General features: G+C 37.5%; 21 protein-coding genes. 8 read left to right on the top strand and 13 right to left on the bottom strand.

Features of this window, described 5'->3' with window-relative positions; all coding sequences use genetic code 11:
- Positions 1-2: 2 nt before the first annotated feature.
- From MKX67_RS22255 to MKX67_RS22290, 8 genes are all read right to left on the bottom strand, one after another.
- The gene (locus MKX67_RS22255) at positions 3-1,541 is read right to left on the bottom strand and encodes an ABC transporter substrate-binding protein (RefSeq protein WP_095373577.1); all 1,539 of its coding nucleotides are present in this window, start codon (positions 1,539-1,541) and stop codon (positions 3-5) included.
- 19 nt (positions 1,542-1,560) lie between these two features.
- Positions 1,561-2,454 carry an ABC transporter permease gene (locus MKX67_RS22260; RefSeq protein WP_095371487.1) on the bottom strand — a complete coding sequence of 298 codons (894 nt, stop codon included), beginning with the start codon at positions 2,452-2,454 and terminating at the stop codon, positions 1,561-1,563.
- Between the two features lie 21 nt (positions 2,455-2,475).
- Positions 2,476-3,417, bottom strand: a complete 942-nt coding sequence (gene nikB / locus MKX67_RS22265) for a nickel ABC transporter permease (protein ID WP_095371486.1) — start codon at positions 3,415-3,417, stop codon at positions 2,476-2,478.
- A gap of 561 nt (positions 3,418-3,978) precedes the next feature.
- Positions 3,979-4,371, bottom strand: a complete 393-nt coding sequence (locus MKX67_RS22270) for an Lrp/AsnC family transcriptional regulator (protein ID WP_233435367.1) — start codon at positions 4,369-4,371, stop codon at positions 3,979-3,981.
- 522 nt (positions 4,372-4,893) lie between these two features.
- Entirely contained in the window at positions 4,894-5,913 is a 1,020-nt protein-coding gene (locus tag MKX67_RS22275; RefSeq protein WP_095371485.1) for a thiazole biosynthesis adenylyltransferase ThiF, read from the bottom strand.
- Between the two features lie 4 nt (positions 5,914-5,917).
- The gene (moaD, locus tag MKX67_RS22280) at positions 5,918-6,151 is read right to left on the bottom strand and encodes a molybdopterin converting factor subunit 1 (RefSeq protein ID WP_095371484.1); all 234 of its coding nucleotides are present in this window, start codon (positions 6,149-6,151) and stop codon (positions 5,918-5,920) included.
- Positions 6,144-6,608, bottom strand: a complete 465-nt coding sequence (locus MKX67_RS22285; protein WP_095371483.1) for a molybdenum cofactor biosynthesis protein MoaE — start codon at positions 6,606-6,608, stop codon at positions 6,144-6,146. The genes moaD and MKX67_RS22285 overlap by 8 nt, the downstream gene beginning before the upstream one ends.
- Positions 6,609-6,638: 30 nt before the next feature.
- The gene (locus MKX67_RS22290) at positions 6,639-7,274 is read right to left on the bottom strand and encodes a molybdenum cofactor guanylyltransferase (RefSeq protein WP_095371482.1); all 636 of its coding nucleotides are present in this window, start codon (positions 7,272-7,274) and stop codon (positions 6,639-6,641) included.
- Positions 7,275-7,390: 116 nt separating this feature from the next.
- Here MKX67_RS22290 and MKX67_RS22295 point away from each other — a divergent pair, with 116 nt between their 5' ends.
- The 5 genes from MKX67_RS22295 (at position 7,391) to bshB2 (ending at position 10,304) form a co-directional block, all read left to right on the top strand.
- Entirely contained in the window at positions 7,391-7,591 is a 201-nt protein-coding gene (locus MKX67_RS22295; RefSeq protein ID WP_095371481.1) for a helix-turn-helix transcriptional regulator, read from the top strand.
- A complete protein-coding gene (gene def / locus MKX67_RS22300; protein ID WP_095371480.1) occupies positions 7,575-8,132 on the top strand; it encodes a peptide deformylase in 558 nt (185 codons plus the stop codon). The genes MKX67_RS22295 and def overlap by 17 nt, the downstream gene beginning before the upstream one ends.
- Before the next feature lie 105 nt (positions 8,133-8,237).
- On the top strand, positions 8,238-9,065 hold the full coding sequence (gene pdxK, locus MKX67_RS22305) for a pyridoxine/pyridoxal/pyridoxamine kinase (RefSeq protein WP_095371479.1): 828 nt from the start codon (positions 8,238-8,240) through the stop codon (positions 9,063-9,065).
- A 198-nt stretch (positions 9,066-9,263) separates the two neighbouring features.
- Positions 9,264-9,611 carry a YojF family protein gene (locus MKX67_RS22310; protein ID WP_095371478.1) on the top strand — a complete coding sequence of 116 codons (348 nt, stop codon included), beginning with the start codon at positions 9,264-9,266 and terminating at the stop codon, positions 9,609-9,611.
- A gap of 21 nt (positions 9,612-9,632) precedes the next feature.
- Complete coding sequence (bshB2, locus tag MKX67_RS22315) at positions 9,633-10,304, top strand: bacillithiol biosynthesis deacetylase BshB2 (protein ID WP_095371477.1); 672 nt, start codon at positions 9,633-9,635, stop codon at positions 10,302-10,304.
- A 61-nt stretch (positions 10,305-10,365) separates the two neighbouring features.
- On the opposite strand, the gene MKX67_RS22320 is transcribed toward bshB2, so the two are convergent.
- Together MKX67_RS22320 and MKX67_RS22325 are read right to left on the bottom strand one after the other, a co-directional pair.
- Complete coding sequence (locus MKX67_RS22320; protein WP_095371476.1) at positions 10,366-10,878, bottom strand: SRPBCC family protein; 513 nt, start codon at positions 10,876-10,878, stop codon at positions 10,366-10,368.
- A gap of 117 nt (positions 10,879-10,995) precedes the next feature.
- Positions 10,996-12,060 (bottom strand): PQQ-dependent sugar dehydrogenase, encoded by a 1,065-nt coding sequence (locus tag MKX67_RS22325; RefSeq protein ID WP_233435339.1) that lies wholly within the window; start codon positions 12,058-12,060, stop codon positions 10,996-10,998.
- Between the two features lie 96 nt (positions 12,061-12,156).
- Between MKX67_RS22325 and MKX67_RS22330 the strand changes: the two genes are divergently transcribed.
- The 3 genes from MKX67_RS22330 to MKX67_RS22340 all read left to right on the top strand — a co-directional run bounded on the left by MKX67_RS22330 (position 12,157) and on the right by MKX67_RS22340 (position 16,417).
- A complete protein-coding gene (locus MKX67_RS22330; protein WP_095371475.1) occupies positions 12,157-13,476 on the top strand; it encodes a short-chain fatty acid transporter in 1,320 nt (439 codons plus the stop codon).
- 438 nt (positions 13,477-13,914) lie between these two features.
- Positions 13,915-14,709, top strand: a complete 795-nt coding sequence (locus tag MKX67_RS22335) for a MerR family transcriptional regulator (RefSeq protein ID WP_095371474.1) — start codon at positions 13,915-13,917, stop codon at positions 14,707-14,709.
- Positions 14,684-16,417 carry an ABC transporter ATP-binding protein gene (locus tag MKX67_RS22340; RefSeq protein WP_095371473.1) on the top strand — a complete coding sequence of 578 codons (1,734 nt, stop codon included), beginning with the start codon at positions 14,684-14,686 and terminating at the stop codon, positions 16,415-16,417. The genes MKX67_RS22335 and MKX67_RS22340 overlap by 26 nt, the downstream gene beginning before the upstream one ends.
- A gap of 36 nt (positions 16,418-16,453) precedes the next feature.
- Here MKX67_RS22340 and MKX67_RS22345 read toward each other — a convergent pair whose 3' ends face one another.
- The 3 genes from MKX67_RS22345 to MKX67_RS22355 are packed head-to-tail and all read right to left on the bottom strand — an operon-like array spanning position 16,454 to position 19,128.
- Positions 16,454-17,473, bottom strand: a complete 1,020-nt coding sequence (locus tag MKX67_RS22345) for an ABC transporter ATP-binding protein (protein WP_095371472.1) — start codon at positions 17,471-17,473, stop codon at positions 16,454-16,456.
- Between the two features lie 45 nt (positions 17,474-17,518).
- Positions 17,519-18,316 carry an ABC-2 family transporter protein gene (locus MKX67_RS22350; RefSeq protein ID WP_095371471.1) on the bottom strand — a complete coding sequence of 266 codons (798 nt, stop codon included), beginning with the start codon at positions 18,314-18,316 and terminating at the stop codon, positions 17,519-17,521.
- Positions 18,317-18,324: 8 nt separating this feature from the next.
- Entirely contained in the window at positions 18,325-19,128 is an 804-nt protein-coding gene (locus tag MKX67_RS22355; RefSeq protein ID WP_095371470.1) for an ABC-2 family transporter protein, read from the bottom strand.
- Between the last annotated feature and the right edge of the window lie 117 nt (positions 19,129-19,245).

A 19,245-nucleotide genomic window follows, 5' to 3' on the forward strand; every position in this document is an offset into this window, starting at 1 on the left:
ACCTACTTTCTTGTTACTTCTGATAGATTCCATTTACCAGTTGCTTCTAAAAGTAGACCTTCATAAGATTGATCCATTGCAGCTGTTACGATGGAGTGATACATAATAACGACTGCATCGTCATCTAACATTAAGCGATTAGCTTGATCTAATAGTTCTAACCGTTTATCTTGGTCTGTTGTTGTTCTCGATTCATCTACTAATTGATCAAATGCTTCGTTACTATATTGTGCTCTATTTGATGCACCTACATTATCAGTGTGGAAATTAGGATAAAATAATTCTGAGCCATCAGCCGTTAAGTTAGACCAGCTTAAGAAGGTTAAATCAAAGTTCCCTTGTCTTGCCGTATCTAGGAATGAAGCCCATTCCATTGACTCAATTTCGATGTTAAACCCGGCCTCTGACAATTGCGCTTGAACGATTTCAGCCATCAGTAAGAAATTACTTCTATTTGGTGTTAATAACTTATACGTTTTCTCTCCAAATCCATTTTCCTCTACTAAACTTTTAGCCTTTTCTAAATCATAAGGTGTACCTGCTTCAGCAGCAGATTCTACGTACCCAAATACTTTTGGCCCTATGACACTATCACTGCGAATGCCTAACCCATTCATTTTTGAAACAACAGCATCCCGGTCAATCGCGCTAGCAAAAGCTTCACGTAATTTTGCATCTTGGTATTCTTCTTTTCCATGATTCACAGTGAAATAGTATTCTGGTGTCCCATCCACCTTTTCAACTGTTACATTCTTAAGACTTTCAATTCTTTCAATCTGTTCCATAGGAAGGTTATCAATAAATTGTACTTCTCCTGTTTGTAACATCGAGATTGCTGTTGATATTTCTGGAACAACTTTAAAAATTAATTGTTGAATCGCAGGTGCGCCATCACGATAGTCTTCATTTGCTTCTAATACGACTTGATCCCCTGGTACCCATTTCGCAAATTTGAATGGCCCTGTACCGACAGGCTCTTTATTTAAATCTCCCTCTTTATCAGCTGTTGGGCTTACAATGGCTGCATTAGAATGTGACAGTGCCGCTAGAAAAGGACCGTATGGATATTTAGTTTTGATTTCAACTGTGTAATCGTCAATCACATTAATAGATTCAACCGGCTCCATTAGTGAAGCTCGTGGGGCTGCTGTCTCTGGATCTCTTAATTTATCAAAAGTATATTTAACAGCTTCTGCATTAAAGTCTGTTCCATCATGGAACTTAACTCCTTCTTTTAATTTAATCAGCCAAGTGTTCTCATCTGGATTTTCATAAGATTCAGCTAATTTAGGTTCTATTTCCATTGTTTCTGTATTTCTATCAAACAACTTTTCATACACATGGTCAGTCACATTAGCTGATGCACTATCATTTGTCATAATAGGTGATAGCCCTACTGCATCTGATAGTGAAGCATATGTAAATGTATCGATTTTACCGTTCCCTTCACCCTCCCCACTTGCCGGTTCATTACCGCTTGAACAAGCAGATACAATCATTAATGTGAATATCGCTAGTATTGCTAATAACTTTTTCCTCATTCTTAATTCCCCCCAAATTTTATACATTCATATTAGGATCAATGGCATCTCTTAATCCATCCCCTAATACATTAAAAGCAAATACAGTTAACATGATGGCAATCCCAGGTACAATCGTTAGATGTGGAGATGACCACATAAAAGCCTGTCCTTGCGAAATCATTGATCCCCATTCAGGGGTAGGTGGTTGTGCACCTAAGCCTAAATAGCTTAATGCAGCTGTTGAAAGAATAGCCGTAGCCATTCGCATTGTGGCAAAAACTATAATAGGCGCAAAACAATTTGGTAATATATGTTTAATCATAATACGAAGATCTGAAGCACCTACCGATTTCATGGCCATAATATATTCTTTTTCCTTTATCGATAAAACGGACCCTCGCACAATTCGTGCACAGGAAGGTATCGACCAAATACTTATAGCGATAGCTACATTTACTAAACTTGTACCGAGTACAGCAATAATGAGCATAGCAAGTAAAATCCCTGGGAATGAAAATAATAAATCGACAAATCTCATAATAATGCCATCTAATTTTTTGTAATATCCACCAAGTAAACCTAGCGTAACGCCACCAAGAAGGCCGAGCACTACAGCTACGATCCCTACTAATAGAGAAATTTGTGAGCCATAAACAATTCGGCTCCAAACATCTCTTCCATAATTGTCTGTGCCTAACCAATGACCCTCACTAAATACAGGTAATTCACTAGCTGATAGGTCCTGCTTCACGGGATCGTGGGTTGCAATAATAGGTGCCAACAACGCCATGGCGATTTGAAGAATGATAATGATTAACCCTAGAACCGCTAACTTATTTCGTAGCAACCTTTTTATAATTAACAACCACTCATTATCCTTTTTCGGTGTTACTGCTACTGGACTATTCGTTGCCTGAACAACCTCTGGCATCAGTTTTTCCTCCCTTCGTCATTACTGATATTTAATCCTTGGATCAATATATGTATAAACCACATCAACGACTAAATTCACAACAACAAAGAGTGTAGCTACTAAAAGAACAGAGCCTTGTACCATCGGAAAATCTCTAGCTGCTATGGCGTCAATCATTAGCCTACCTACACCATTAATCGCAAATACTTTTTCAGTGATAATGGTCCCTCCTAATAGCGAACCAAAGTTCACACCAATCACTGTCAAAACAGGAATCATCGCATTTTTTAATGTATGAATCCATATAACTTCGCGTTCTTTTACACCTTTTGCTCTTGCTGTTCTTACATAATCTGCCCTTACTACTTCAAGCATAGATGATCTCGTCATTCTAGCAATCATCGCAGCTGCCCCTGTCCCTAAAGTGATTGCAGGTAAGATTAATTCCTTCACCCCTTCAATGGTATACCATGGTGAAGATAACCCACCGACCGGGAGTAGTTGTAAGTTAACGGAAAATATAAGGATAAGGACAGCACCCATCCAAAAGTTCGGTATAGAGATACCCGCAAGAGCAAAGGTTGTTGACCCTACATCTAGCCAAGAATTTTGTTTAAGAGCTGATATCAACCCTGTTAAAATACCAATAACAATGGCGACAATCATACTGGCAATTGCTAACTTTAGCGTATTTGGCAGTCTTACCCCAATCGCCTCAGCTACAGACTGTTGGTTTTGATATGAATATCCTAAATCACCTTGTACAAGATCTACTACATAGCGACCATATTGTGTAAGAAAAGGGTCATCTAAACCAAGATTATCTCTTATCGCCTCCACATCTTCTTTTGATGCTGTTGGCCCTCCAATCATTGATGCCGGGTCACCAGGCGCCAAATACATGGATGAGAATACAAGAAAGGAAATACCAAATAGTAGAATCACAAGTTGAAAAAATCTTCTGAATATAAATCCGACCAATTTCACCCCTCCTTCGAAATCATTTGTTAATCATTTTCCTTTTTTTAATTACTAAATGTTTAAAATAATTTAAAAATGATTATAAAACATAAATATACAAAATTCTATATATTTTTTCATTTTTTTAAATTATTTTTTATTTCAATTTCCTTTTGTTTTCATTATTTTACAAATATGTTCATTATGTAACTTAAGTATAATTATTTATTATCTTTTAGTTATCGATAGGTAAAGCGTTTTCAAAAACAAAAGGTAATTTACCAATTTCTTGTCCCACACAAAAAAAAGACCCGCCAGTGGCGAGTACCTGTTTTTCAAAAAATATTTAAGTTTAATAGGGTATCAAATCTCGTTGATCAGGAATCTAGCAAAGTTAGGAGGTTTTCTTTTCAAAAGACGGACAAATTGGTTGGTGCTGTTCAGCTATCTTTTCGGTTGTTCCGAAGTTGGACGTGCTACTTGGGATTACCTCCGCTATCTATCAGAATGTCTAATCAGAAGTTCCAATTGGCTTAATTGTTATTATCGCAGCTTGCATTCGATACAAAATAAGCAATGTTACTACAATTTTAACCCGCGACGACTTTTAAATCTTCTTAGCAATATGTTACTTTCCACACGCGTAATGCCATCTAGGGCATATAATTCTTCGTTAATAAACCTCTCAAGTGCATCAAAGTTATCTACTAACACATGTGTATGTAAAGTAGAGGGGCCGGTCATTTGGTAACAACTAGCAACACTTGCATTCTCCGCCAACGCCTCGGCTACTTTCACTAACGAACTCGGTTCACAATCAATCTCAAAAAAAGCGGAAACTTCTTTCCCTGCCTTGCCACTATTAATCACAACTGTAAACTGTTCAATCACACCATCTTCAACAAGTTTAGACACTCTTTCCCTTACGGCTACTCGGGAAAGACCTAATTGTTTACCAATATCAACATAAGACATTCTACCATTTTCAATTAATAAATCTAATATCTTCTTATCGACCTGATCCAAAAAAACACCACCTTCTCTTTTGACTATGTAAAAAATGAAATTAACCTGTATATTTAATTATCATATCAAACAGAAATTATCAAATACTATTTACGCTGTTGTCTCATTTAATGATTTTTTTACGAAAACAGCGTTACACAGTTAGCGATATGAGAGACAATGATTCAATCTTTTTTATACCACCTCCGACGGTATACACGGAATTGTAATAATATACGGTGTACAGATTCGTTTTGTTTCCTTTCTGTGTTTGCTTCTGACCGAACTTCAAATCGCTTTAACTCGACACTCAATTCAGTTTTCGATCTAAAATAACCTGCGTTGGTTGAGATTTCCCGTTTCCCCACTCTACTTATTGGACTTCTTATATGTTATGTTCATATCGGCAATAACACCCACCATGTTGTTTGTTTTTGGCTCCTTAAAAGCAAACAAGAAAAACCGCTCTTCAAACAGAAGATGCGGTTCTTATTAACCTAATAATTTTTGGTAGATGGAGCGTGCTTGTGCCAGGTCTTTTGTTCCGTGGATGAGTGCCCGACCATCTTGGAAGATTACAACTCTTTCTGGTTTCAGATCAATTGACAAAAGGTACGGGTTCCCTTTCGTGTCATAGCCCGACACCTTCATTTGTTGAGATAGCCTTTGCAAGTCTAATTGCTGGACAGTCGATGGCCTCACTTGCACCGTATCTCTTCCACAAAGTACAGTCGTCTTTGTTAAGTTTTCTTGTTGGAGAAACGGATAGGTCGGTGCCTCCCCACATGATAAGCAACCTGTATCCTTTATTTTAGCAACCTTTATATTCGAATATTGATTTCGCCACATGTCAAAGCTTGTAAAAGTCGTGCGAATGGCATCTAAGTCACCTACCAATATCTTGAGTGCTTCTGCGGTTTGATGAGCGATAACCATTTGCACAGCAGGAGCTATAATTCCACCTGTATCACAGGTCATACCTTGAATAGGAATCTTCTTCAACAAGCAATGCAGACAGGGTGTCACACCAGGAATAATGGTTAAACTCATTCCAAAGCTGCCGACACATGCACCATAAATCCATGGAATGTGATGTTTTTGTGATATATCATTTAAGAGCATTCGCGTTTCAAAATTATCTGTCGCATCAAGAATTAAATCAACTTCACTAACGAGATCTTCTAACAAAGACGGCACAGCATCAGCTACCATCGCCACCACTTCAACTTCTGAATTAATCGCCATTAGTCTCTTCTTAGCAGCAATAGCTTTAGGCAACTTCTCTTTTACATCCTCTTCCGTATAAAGCTGTTGTCTTTGGAGATTACTTGCTTCTACGTAGTCGCGGTCAATGATGGTTAACTTGCCTACACCCGAGCGAACTAACACTTCAGCATTGCCAGAACCAAGTGCCCCCGCCCCTATCATTAAGACATGCTTACGCCCAATGAGTGATTGCCCTTTTTCACCAATGGGAGAAAATAATAATTGCCTTGAGTATCTATCATTCATTACATTAGCCTCCACTAACTGGCGGAATAAAGGCAATCGTATCCCCTTCTTGAATCACATCATCATCTTCAGCAAACTCTTCGTTGATCGCTGTCATGACACTATCAATTGATGATAAACCATACGTTTCATGTACTTCTTGTTTTAACGCTAATACGCTCTTACCTTTCGCCTCTATTTGTAAACTTTCCACACCAACTTCATCCTTTAAATGAGCAAAAAACAATACATTATTCATCTAGATGTTTCGCCTCCGGTTTCCCTTCAGGATAAGATACTTTTTCCAATTGGTCGCCAATCCATTCTTGTCCATCTTCCCAATGTTCTTTTTTCCAAATGGGTACGATTTCTTTAATACGTTCAATGGCATATCGGTTTGCTTCATAAGCATCAGCACGATGAGGTGTCGAGACAGCAATCACAACAGCAACGTCCGTTATATCTAATTTACCTACTCTATGCACTATTGCTACTTCGGCTCCTTGCCATCGCTCCCTAATTTCCGTGCCAATTTGCTCAAGCTTTTTTATAGCCATACTTTCATATGCCTCATATATTAAAAACAAAGTCTTCTTACCTTTAGTTAATTCTCTTACTGTTCCAATAAACGTCGTAATAGCGCCTGCGTTTCTTTGTACGACATGATCAATTACTTCTTGTATATTGATTGGCTCTTTTGAAATTCCAAACTTCATTTTAACACCTCGCATCTAAGTTCTATTTTATCAATTCTTACTAGAAATTTGTATTGCTTTCCTCCAATCACTCGGGTCATTCATATTGAAGAAGCTTTGTTCAAAATTAACTAGACGATGCCGAGTTACATCTTCTTCTGTTACTTTTTTTACCTTTAACTGATTTAAGAATAACTGTAGCTTCAAATCATTTGCCTCTAAACATTTCTCTACTATTTCCCTTACTCTCTTATGGTAGACAGCAAGAAGTGGATGAATTTGACCATTCACTTCAGGAATAACTGCTGAATAGCCTTCGAGATGGTTTAAAAGCCATTTCATTGTTTCAGCCGTAACAAAGGGCATATCACAAGCAACAATAATATTTTCATCATTTGTAGAATGATATAGGCCAGACTCAATTCCAGCTAACGGACCTTTATTAGGGTAGCGATCACTTACCTTTTTAACAGGGAGGAAATGATAATCTTCTGGTGTATTTGTTACAATAAGAATATCATTCGTTACGGATTGCAACTCCCTTACTAGGCGTTCGATTACTGTTTCCCCATTCACCGCTAACAAAGCTTTATTTTCCCCCATCCTACTCGACTTACCACCCGCTAAAATAATTCCGGTACTCTGCATACTACCACCTTTTTCACCATTCACGTCTATATATACCATTAAAGCGATTTTCCGGCGGCTATGCAATGGATAAAACTGAAAGATAGACAAACAGGAAAATGTTTGTTAATTTAAACAATGTCCAAAACCTTTGACAGGAGAGGCAGGACTACGATTTGAAAAACCGGATAAAACCGCTAAGAATACAGCTGCGCTTAACACAAGAGGCATTAGCAAAGGAATGCAACGTTAGTAGGCAGACCATTAATTGTATTGAAAACGATAAATATGACCCAACTTTAGCGCTCGCCTTCAAAATTGCAAGGTCATTACAGACAAATGTAGAAGAGGTTTTTAACTATGAGGAAAATTTCTAAAGATACGATAATTACCATGAAAGATTTTGTCGATGAAAAGCATGAGATTCTTCATCAACCAATAGAGGATTTAAGGTTACCGGCAACTGAGGAAGATTTAGCGGAGCTACAAGCGATGCTCGTATACTTACGAAATAGTCAGGATGAGAAATTAGCTAAGAAATACAAATTACGCCCTGGCACTGGCTTATCAGCCAATCAAATCGGCATTGCTAAACGAATGTTCGCTGCTAAATATGAAGATGAAAAAGGGCAATCATATGAATACCAATTGATTAACCCGAAGATTATCAGTCATTCAACAAATATTATTTGTATTCCAGAAGGAGAAGGCTGCTTATCAGTTAATCGTGAAGTATTCGGCCAAGTGCCACGGTATGAAAAAATTAAAGTTAGAGCGTATAATGAAAAAGGTGAGGAAGTCACACTCTCTTTTAAAGGGTTTGCCTCTATTCTTATGCAACATGAGCTCGATCATCTAAACGGTATTATGTTTTACGAGCGAATTGATAAAAATCAACCAATTATAAATAAAATATAACCAGATTCACTATATTAAAATAGAGACCATATACATTTTTAAAATAATTGTTATAATGATGATAAAATGCATGTCTAATCTATCACTCCAGGGAGGAAACGTCAGATGACTATGAAAAAAGTCTTAACTATAGCTGGATCAGATTCTAGTGGTGGTGCGGGGATTCAAGCTGATTTGAAAACTTTTCAAGAGCTTGGTGTGTACGGAATGTCAGCACTTACTACTATTGTAACAATGGACCCTAAAAACGACTGGCATCATAATGTTTTTCCAATTGAAATTAGTACATTAGAGGCTCAAATTGAAACCATCCTTTCTGTTGGCATAGATGCAATGAAAACAGGTATGCTTGGTTCAGTGGAAATTATTGAAACAGCTGCCAAAACAATTAAAGAGAGTGGCGTTCCTGCAGTTATTGATCCAGTAATGGTATGTAAAGGCGAAGATGAAGTACTACATCCTGAAACAGCGGATGCCCTTCGTGAGGTACTCGTTCCTTTAGCAACCGTTGTGACACCAAATCTTTTTGAAGCATCACAACTTGCACAAGTGAAACCGATCAAAACAATTGAAGAAATGAAAAAAGCGGCGGAAAAGATTCATGCACTTGGTCCAAAATATGTCATCATTAAAGGTGGCAGTAAGTTGCAATCTGAAAAAGCCATTGACCTTTTATTTGATGGAGAAAATTTCACAATCTTACAGGCTGAACTGATTAATACGCCTTACATCCATGGGGCAGGGTGCACTTTCTCAAGTGCCATCACTGCTGAACTGGCAAAGGGCAAATCGGTAACAGAAGCAATCGATGTAGCCAAAGATTTTATCACTGCAGCCATTACACATGGATTCAAACTAAATGAATATGTTGGACCAACAATGCACGGTGCTTACCGTACTTTTGGTGCGGATCGTACGAAGGTTGAACAATAATAACATTTTAAGGAGAATGTCTCTCGAGTGAGCATTCTCCTTTTTGTTTCTTGATCAATTCTTCTAATCATGCTGCTCCCTGAGTCACACATTATGCAAAACCACTTTTTTTTTAGTAAAATAAAAGAATCAAATGGATAGCTTAATTCTCATTTTGACAAATTATATAGAAATGCTTTTCGAAAGGGGGAAATGAATTTGGATATCGTCATGAAAGAACAAGTACAGCTGGCTTTGGATGAACGTGCAAATAAGGACGTTTATATCCACCTTGAAACAACAAACGGTGCTTACGCTTCACACTTTGATGAGACTTTCTTTTCATCAGGTGCCTATATTCGTAATGCCAAACTAAAATATATTCATAGTAAAATCGCCGGAAACGGACCTTACAGAATCGGGTTAAAAACTGACATCGGTTGGGTGTATGCGGAAGGCATTACCCATTATGAAATAGATGAACATGATCGCTTATTAATGGCTGGTCATGATTTTAAAGGTAAACTAGCGGTTTCTCTAGAAATTAGCGAAACACCCTTTGAATAAATAGCGGAAGGAGGAAGAATGATGGAAAAAGAAAGACAAGTACTTGTTATTTTTCCTCATCCAGATGATGAGGCATTTGGCGTTTCTGGTACGATTGCCAAGCATATTCAAAATGGCACACCTGTAACTTACGCATGCTTAACACTGGGTGAAATGGGTAGAAATATGGGCGATCCCCCTTTTGCGACAAGAGAATCATTGCCACATATTCGAAAACAAGAGCTTCAAAATGCCGCTAAAGCGATGGGCATAACTGACTTGAGAATGCTTGGTTATCGCGATAAAACGGTTGAATTTGAACCAGAAGATAAACTAGCACAACATATGGGTGAAATCATAGAAGAATTAAACCCCTCTTTGGTCATAACATTCTACCCGGGTTATGCAGTGCATCCAGATCATGATGCAACAGGAGCGGCAGTTATTCATGCCGTTAAAAACCTTCCAAAAGAAAAACGTCCAAAGGTATATTGCGTCGCTTTTTCTAACAATTGTGAGGAAGAAATTGGTGCGGCAGATGTTGTTCATGATGTAACAGAAGTTGCTGACATTAAATTGAATACATTAAAAGCCCATGTCTCACAAACACAGCTAATGATTAAGGAAATGGAAGAAAACCTTAAGAAACAGGACCCTGCTGTGATGGCTAGAATTAACCAAGAACGCTTTTGGACCTATCAATTTGATGAATAAATACTTTTTAAAAAAACAGAACCTCCATATACCGTTGGAAGTTCTGTTTTCTATTAAAAGCTTATTTTGTTTGATTTTCTTCAGGTCTTTCTTCTATCTGTTCGCCTTCTTTGGAGACATCTTCATCAGATATTTCTTTCGTACCTTCAAGCATATTTTTTAAATTCGTTAATTGATAGCCATCTTCACGATGTACCATGTTCACTAAAAATTTACGCAAAAGCTTCATTTTAAATCCTGTTGTTTTAATATTAGCTTCTAAATCAACCTGTGTACCTTCATCCACTTCATCAAAACGATAATAGTATTCTGCGATTAAACCGTTGGAATTGGAACGCGTTGCAAATACTTTATTTGTTTCATATGCTAATACTTCGATTTCAGATGTGATATCGGAAGCACGAACTCTTCTTGTTTCTCTCAGTTTTGTACCAACAGCTAATGGCCCATCATTGATCTTTTCTCTCTTTACTACAAGTGGCATGATCTCATGAATATTATCTATATCGACCATATAGGAAAAAACTTCTTCAACTGGTTTATGAATAATTACGGTTGTGCGAAAGTCAGACATTATGTTTTCTACAACTCCATTCGTTAACTATCTACATTCATTCTTACCATAAAGTTGGGGTCGCTGTCATCTTAGACGAATAGAAGTTTAACTGCTGTTCACTTATCGTTTTGCTACTTATCTGATTTTTAATCGATATAACCGATCATCCTGTTCTGCCGGATTGCCGCGGCCGTCTGTATTATTACTGATAAAATACAGATGATCCCCATCGACATAAACATCTCTTACTCTACCTACGTCACTTACTAAAGTAGACATTTCATTTGTCTCTAAATTTAACTGCATGACTGCGGTACCTCTTAAACTTGCTATATAAAGATTATTATCTGCATAAGCAATACCTGATGGTGCCCAGGTTGTGTCATCTCCTGAGGTGACGAGTGGGGTAATCATCCCTTCTTTTTCCTCTGTACCCGTAATTTCAGGCCAACCATAATTCCCATGTGCGGTTATTTTATTAATTTCATCATTTGCTGTTGGACCATGTTCACTTGCGTACATTTCTCCTTCATCTGTCCATGCCAAACCTTGAGGATTACGATGACCATAGCTATAAAGATAAGATTCTTTTGAAGGATTATCTTCTGGAATACTGCCATCTTTATTCATCCTTAAAATCTTTCCTGCTAACGAATTTTGATCTTGTGCAAGTTCAGGTTCTGTCGCATCTCCTGTAGTGACATATAATTTATCATCTGGACCAATCGCTAGCCTACCCCCATGATGAAAAGCACCACTCGGAATTTCATCTAAAAGTAAATCCGTTTCCACCCACACCTGTTTTTGATCATCCAATGATAATGTGACAACACGATTTAACGGTTGACCATCGAGCTCGTATGTATAATATGCAATCCCTTTTGTACCATCATCAATTAAAACAAACCCAAGTAATCCTGCTTCTTGTGCCGTTGATAATGATTTCTCTAATTCTACGGGTTGACGAGTTAATTCTCCCCCTTCAATTTTAGCAATTGTACCTGTTCTTTCGGATAAATAGAATACATCATCGCGCTTATTAATTGACCAAGGGATATCAAGGTCTTCTGCCACCACTTCTACCTTTTGCTGATTCGATACATCTACCGATTCTGGTTCTTCATCCATTTCATTGTTAGAATTACAACCCATAAGAATAAGTAGGAAACTTGCAACAAATAAAATAGTCAGTTTCTTCACTAAATCTACATCCTTTCTTTTTTTAAAATCTTGTTATATTAAAGTAATAATTTTCAGAATCATATGATAAAATTCTATCAAAAGGGGGAATGATAGATGAAAATAATTGTTAGCTTTTTTAATCGTTTAATGCAAAGATACTTACCAGACCCATTTCTATTTGTTATCATTTTAACATTTTTAGTGTTTGCACTTGGACTCATATTTACTGATAGTGGTCCATATCAAATGGTCCAATTCTGGGGTGAAGGATTCTGGGGATTATTATCTTTTGCTATGCAAATGGTGCTAGTATTAATTACCGGTCATGTATTAGCAAGCAGCGCTATATTCAAAGCTGGACTGAGTGCATTAGCTTCAAAAGCAAAAACACCTGGGCAAGCTGTTATTATTGTAACAATCATATCATTACTTGCTAGTTGGATTAACTGGGGATTTGGATTAGTCATTGGTGCTTTATTTGCCAAAGAGTTAGCGCGCCATGTAAAAGGAGTCGACTACAGGCTATTAATTGCAAGCGCTTACTCAGGCTTTGTTATATGGCATGGTGGTATTTCAGGATCAACACCGCTAACAATTGCCACTCCAGGTCATTTTTCCGAAGATTTGATTGGGATTATTCCAACAAGCGAAACCATCTTTTCATCATTTAACTTGATTATCACTATCGCACTTTTTATTGTTTTACCTATTGTCAATCGTATCATGCTTCCAGCTAAAGATGATACTGTTACGGTTGATCCAGCGTTATTAAAAGAAGATTTACCTGCAGCGACATTAGAAAGAGATTCCATGACACCAGCAGAGAAATTAGAGAATAGCCAAATACTCTCGTTACTTATTGGCGTGATGGGATTAATCTTCTTATTTTATTATTTTGTTACTAATGGTTTTGCCCTAAATTTAGATATTGTAAACTTTCTTTTTTTATTTCTTGGTATTCTCTTTCATCGTACCCCTCGTCACTTTTTGCAGGCAGTTACGAATGCTGTTAAAGGTGGCAGTGGCATTATTATTCAATTTCCGTTCTATGCAGGAATTATTGGTATGATGACAGCTTCCGGCCTAGCGGCTGTTATATCCAATGGATTTGTTTCCATTGCTAATGAACATACTTTACCATTATTTACTTTCCTGAGTGCAGGTCTTGTCAATATTTTTGTACCATCTGGTGGAGGTCAATGGGCTGTGCAAGCTCCTGTTATGTTAGACGCAGCGATCGCATTGGATGTTTCCATTCCTAAAATCGCAATGGCGGTAGCATGGGGAGATGCTTGGACGAACTTAATACAGCCTTTTTGGGCTTTACCCGCTCTTGCCATCGCAGGTCTAAAAGCAAAAGATATTATGGGCTTTTGTGTACTTACATTAATTGCTAGTGGAATCATTATTTCGTTAGGTTTCTTACTATTATAAACGAACAAATTTACGAAAAGTACTAAGTAGGATTTATGCACCAGTCTGAAGTAATTCGTGATGTAAATCCCTTCAGACTGTGTGATAATTAGATTGGTTAATCCCCATAGTAAAATTATCATTTGTCTAAAGTCTATTTCACCTATTGGTGCATTCCCTTTTACGCTCAACATCGCCTCTTTTTGCTGCCACTTGCATCTACATAACTTCTGCACACTTATCCTCTGCTAGTCATCACCTATAGGATATTTATTAGACCAAAAGATGTGTTTAACAACTCATCTACCGTTTCTTACATTTAATTCTCCAATAAGTGAGGAGAAAGGACCCAATAAATTCGACCGTTTATTGTGTTGAGCAACATCGAATAAGTTTTTTATTTTACCATTGTATCTAACGTAACGTGAGGTTTTATAATACTACATAAGGAGGGCTCTTATGACAAATGATTATTACCGTATTGGAGAGTTTGCTAAGAAAACAAATACGACCATTCGTACATTGCATTATTATGATGAGATTGGCTTATTAAAGCCCGCACGCACTAGCAAAACAGGTGATAGATATTATTCTACAAATGAAATATTAACAGTTCAAAAGATTGTTACTTTAAAATATTTAGGTTATCCATTAAATAAAATACAGAAGCTTCTCAACAACAATGAGTGGGATCTGCAACAATCTCTTTCGTTTCAACGAGAAGAGCTCGTTATCAAAAGACAGCAAATAAATCACATGATTAAAACATTAGACCATGCTCTTTCTATTTTAGAAGAAAATCAAACAGTTGATCCTAATATTTTCATTATGCTCATTAACTCCATTCAAATGGAAGCGGAGCATAAAGAATGGATGAGGAATTTTATCCCTGAGCATATGATTCAAGATATCTACAATATTTCTGATGAAAAACAACAACAATTAAACAAACGAGTCGCTAAAGAATTTGCAAACATAAAAAAGTTGGTGGGCACCGATCATAATGATGAGCATGTCCAATCAGTGGTTGCAGCCATTTGGGATATCCTCTATGACCTTTATCCCAATATAGAGGAAATCATTCTCCGCATAACAGAAATAAATGACGATATTGATCGCCATCTCGCCGAAGCTCCTGTTCTTTTCCCCTCTCCATTTACAGTGGAAGAAGAAGAATGGCTTGCCCAAGCTATCTCCATTTATCTAGAAAAGAAAGGAATGGAAAAAATTGAAGACAAAAAAGAAAACGACTAGTCTGTGGTCATTATTAAAAGGCGCAAATGTACCAAAGTGGATCATAATTGTTGCTTTGCTACTCAGCCTACTTGAAACCGCAGCAGGATTGGTCGTTCCGTTATTCACAGCTAATATGGTCGACCAGTTAGCTACATCTCGCCTTGAACTTTCGCTCATTGCATTATTAGGAGGCGCGTTCATTATCCAAACAATTGCCTCAGGTTTTTCCTTTTATTTAATGACTTATATTGGAGAGAGAATGGTTGCCTCTTTACGAAGGAAACTATGGGAACATTCCATCCATCTCCCAATTCCTTTCTTTGATAAGCATCAATCAGGAGAAACAATGAGCCGAATCACACAAGATACAAATATAGTAAAAACTTTGATTACACAACATATTATTACGTTTATAACGGGAATGATTTCAATCATTGGGGCAATTATTATTCTACTAATGATTGACTGGCGAATGACACTCATCATGCTTATTGCTGTTCCATTAGCCGTTCTTATAATCATGCCGCTCGGGCAAAAAATATATAAAGTCTCTTTATCTACCCAAGATCAAATGGCTGACTTTTCAAGCAACCTTGGTCGGGTCTTATCAGATATTCGACTTGTGAAGGCTTATCAAGCTGAAAAAACGGAGATTGAAAAAGGGAATAAAAACATTCAGCGCTTATTCCAATTTGGTTTAAAGGAAGCAAAAATCCAAGCTGTCGTCTCACCATTTATGACCTTTATTATGATGTTTGTTCTTGTGGTCCTAATTGGATATGGCGGCGTACGAGTCGCTTCAGGGGAATTATCTGCTGGTTCATTAGTAGCTATTATTATTTATATGTTCCAGATTGTTGTTCCATTTACCCAAATGGCTTCCTTCTTTACTGCTTATCAAAAAGCAATGGGTGCAACAGAAAGAATTCAGGATATGTTGAATACACCTACCGAGAATATGAATGAAGGAACAAAAGGGATAATCCATCCAGAGGAGATTACTTTTAACCAACTCCAATTCTCATATAAAGATGACCAGATTATTAAAGATATCAATTTACACATTCCAGCTGGAAAAACAACGGCATTTGTCGGTCCAAGCGGTAGCGGTAAAACGACCCTATTCGCTCTGCTCGAACGCTTTTATGGACCTAATGGCGGCCTTATTCTATTAAATGGTAAACCAGCAGAGGAGTATGCTCTTGAAAATTGGCGGGAACAAATTGGTTATGTTTCTCAGGAGAGCCCGCTGATGTCTGGCACGATTCGAGAAAACTTAACATATGGCACGAAAAGAGAAATTAGTGAAGAGGAATTACTGCAAGCAACTACACAAGCTCATGCAGCAGAGTTTATAGAGAGATTGCCAAATGGTTTAAACACTGATGTAGGTGAGCGAGGAATTAAACTCTCTGGTGGACAACGCCAACGCATTGCCATTGCTAGAGCCATTATTCGTGATCCAAAAATCCTTTTATTAGATGAAGCCACATCGAATCTTGATAGTTCATCCGAACAACTCGTACAATCAGCTCTCCAAAATTTAATGAAAGGCCGAACAACACTCGTCATTGCACACAGACTGTCAACTATCATTGATGCCGACCAAATTATTGTTCTTGAAAATGGAAAAATCACAGGAAAAGGGACACACGATGAATTGATGCAATCTCACCCTTTATACGTACAACTCGCTACAAAGCAATTAAATATCAGTCAAACTTAAGCTGAGAGAGAGGCATATACCTCTACTCAGCTTCTTTTATGACCTACTTTTAACAGGAATAGGTTGCTCAACACCGTCAAAGCCTTCTTGATAAATACGACTAATAATTGATTCAATTTCAGGCTCTTCGACAGTTAAATCTTTTATATTATGTGTTTGTGTAATTTGTGTGATAACACCCGAAGCAGATATATCTTCTCGATTAAAGCGTATCCAATACTTACCTGCTTCTACTTTAAACACTTCTGCTTTTTCAAGCGTCAATGGCTTAGAATGTTCTTCTAGATCTACTACAAGAGTACGGATTTTCCCAAATCGATTTTTCACTACTGCCATTTCTCCATCATACACTTTCTGCCCGTGATCAATTAATACCATCCTCTTACAAAGTTGCTCTATATCTTCCATATCATGGGTGGTTAAAATAACTGTAATATCGCGTTCTTTATTGATTTCTTTTATAAATGTCCGCATGCGTTCTTTCGCCACTACGTCTAACCCAATCGTTGGTTCATCTAAGAATAAAATGGGAGGATCATGCAGTAAGGAAGCGGCAATGTCAGCACGCATTCTTTGACCTAAAGAGAGTTGCCTGACTGGCGTATTGATGAACTCATCTAACCCAAGAATTTCCGTAAATGTATCCATATTTTCTTTATAGCGGCTATGTGAAACTTGATAAATTTCCTTTAATAATTCGAATGATTCAATCGTTGGTAAATCCCACCATAATTGCGTTCTTTGCCCAAAGACAACACCAATATTTTTTGCATTTGCTTGGCGGTTTTCATAAGGAACAATGCCATTTACTTTAACCGTTCCCGCACTAGGTACAAGAATTCCAGTTAACATTTTAATCGTTGTTGATTTCCCTGCACCGTTAGGTCCGATATAGCCGACCATTTCCCCTTTATCCACAGTGAAACTTACATCCTTTACCGCATGCTTCGTATAAAATTCACGTTTTACCAGACTTTTCATGGCACCAAGAAAGCCGGTCTCACGTTTCGCAACTTTAAATTCTTTCATCAACTGATCTACTTCTATGATAGCCATTCTTTACCCTCCACTCTGTTTATGACTGCCAACCTTCACTACGCTTTATGAGCCCGTACTCTTATAACGGCTAAGTCCTAGCATCCAAATGTAATAGGCAATAATGAAGAAAACAATACCAACTAATGGTGAAAAATAACCAATATTCTCTGGAAAGTATGGCGTTTCTTTACCCAAGATAACGCTTGCAGGAAAATAATTCACAAAACCAAAAGGAACAACAAACGCCGTAAACCATTGCACCATTTTTGGATAAATGACTAATGGGTAATTCGTTAAGTTTCTTGCCGGATACATCACTACCCAATAAAATTGCTCCGATTTCGTTGTCCAAAAAGCAAAAGCTGAGATAATCACGAGCAAGCCACCTTGTATAAGGACTCCACCAATCACTGCAGCTAATAAAAATAGGACATTAGCAATGGTCCAATGAATGTGCAATTCTACACTTACCCAAATAAAAATAAAGATACTAAAAATAAACTGTCCAAAGGAAGCCACATCAAATTTCATCGCCATAAAGTGAAAAAAAGGATTAATCGGCCGCACTAAGAAACGATCAAATGTACCGTTCAAAATGTATGTATCAAGACTACGAAAATGGAAAAATAAAATAATGCAAAACCCCCAAGAAAGCACAGCTATCGCAAATAAAAATAACATCTCATAAAAATTCCATGTACCTAACTCCTGAAACTGATAGAGCATTACCCACATTGTTATCGCCGTTCCTGCATACGAGGTCAGCATCCCTACAATCCTCATAAAGAAGGCAAATCGGTATTGCAGCTGGGCCCTTATACCAGCAGCAACAAGTTTAAAATATAAATCAATATATCTCATGAATGTACTTATCCCCCTTGAACAACAACCTTCTGCGATGCTTTATTCCATACTAATCTTAAAAAGATATATGTAACGACCACCCAAAACAACTGAACCCCAATAGAAGTAAGGATCTGATATCCTGCAATCTCACCTATAAAGATTGCATTTGGAATGTAATAAATACCTTGAAAGGGCAAGTATGAGGCAAAGCTCGCGAGCCAACCTGGGAAAAACCACAATGGAATAACCGAACCAGATAGTAATGACATCGCAAAATAAAAGATATCCTCAACTCCGCCGGTTTCTACTAGAAAGAAAGTTAATAATCCAAAGGCCATTTCAATACAATAACGAATTAAAAACCCAATAAAAGCGGCAAATGAAAAAGCTAACCAGATAAGTGGATCGTTAGGTAATGAAAGGTCCATGAAGAAAAATAATATAATATACAAAGGTAATAGTGCAGTAATCATATAGAAAAACACACTGCCAAAGTCTGCGAATAAATAACGTAAAGGCACATCAAAAGGACGCATTAATTCCAATGAAATATCACCCGTACGCACTTTCTCTTGTATTTCCCAGAGAGGAGTCCCAGCCCCGTTTACACCTGAGAGAAATTGACTTACTACAATATATGTAAGCATTGCTTGAAAACTGACGCCACCAGCCTCTTCTCTACCCGCATATAACGCTGTCCAGATAGAACCCCACATTAAAAGAAAGATCACATTAGAACCGAGTCTAGACCAGACATCAAATCGGTACACAGCCGAACGTAGAAAAGACTTTTTGGCAAACGTCCAATACAATCGATAATTGAACATCTACTTCCCACCTGCTTCTTTAAAAATCACGTCATCTGCAAACATTTTAACATAATTTTACTAAGACTCACCCCTTTTAGTTTGACAATTATTAAAATTGACAATAGAATAACATCT

This window comes from Cytobacillus sp. FSL W7-1323 (assembly GCF_038595015.1).
Lineage (GTDB): Bacteria > Bacillota > Bacilli > Bacillales > Cytobacillaceae > Cytobacillus > Cytobacillus kochii.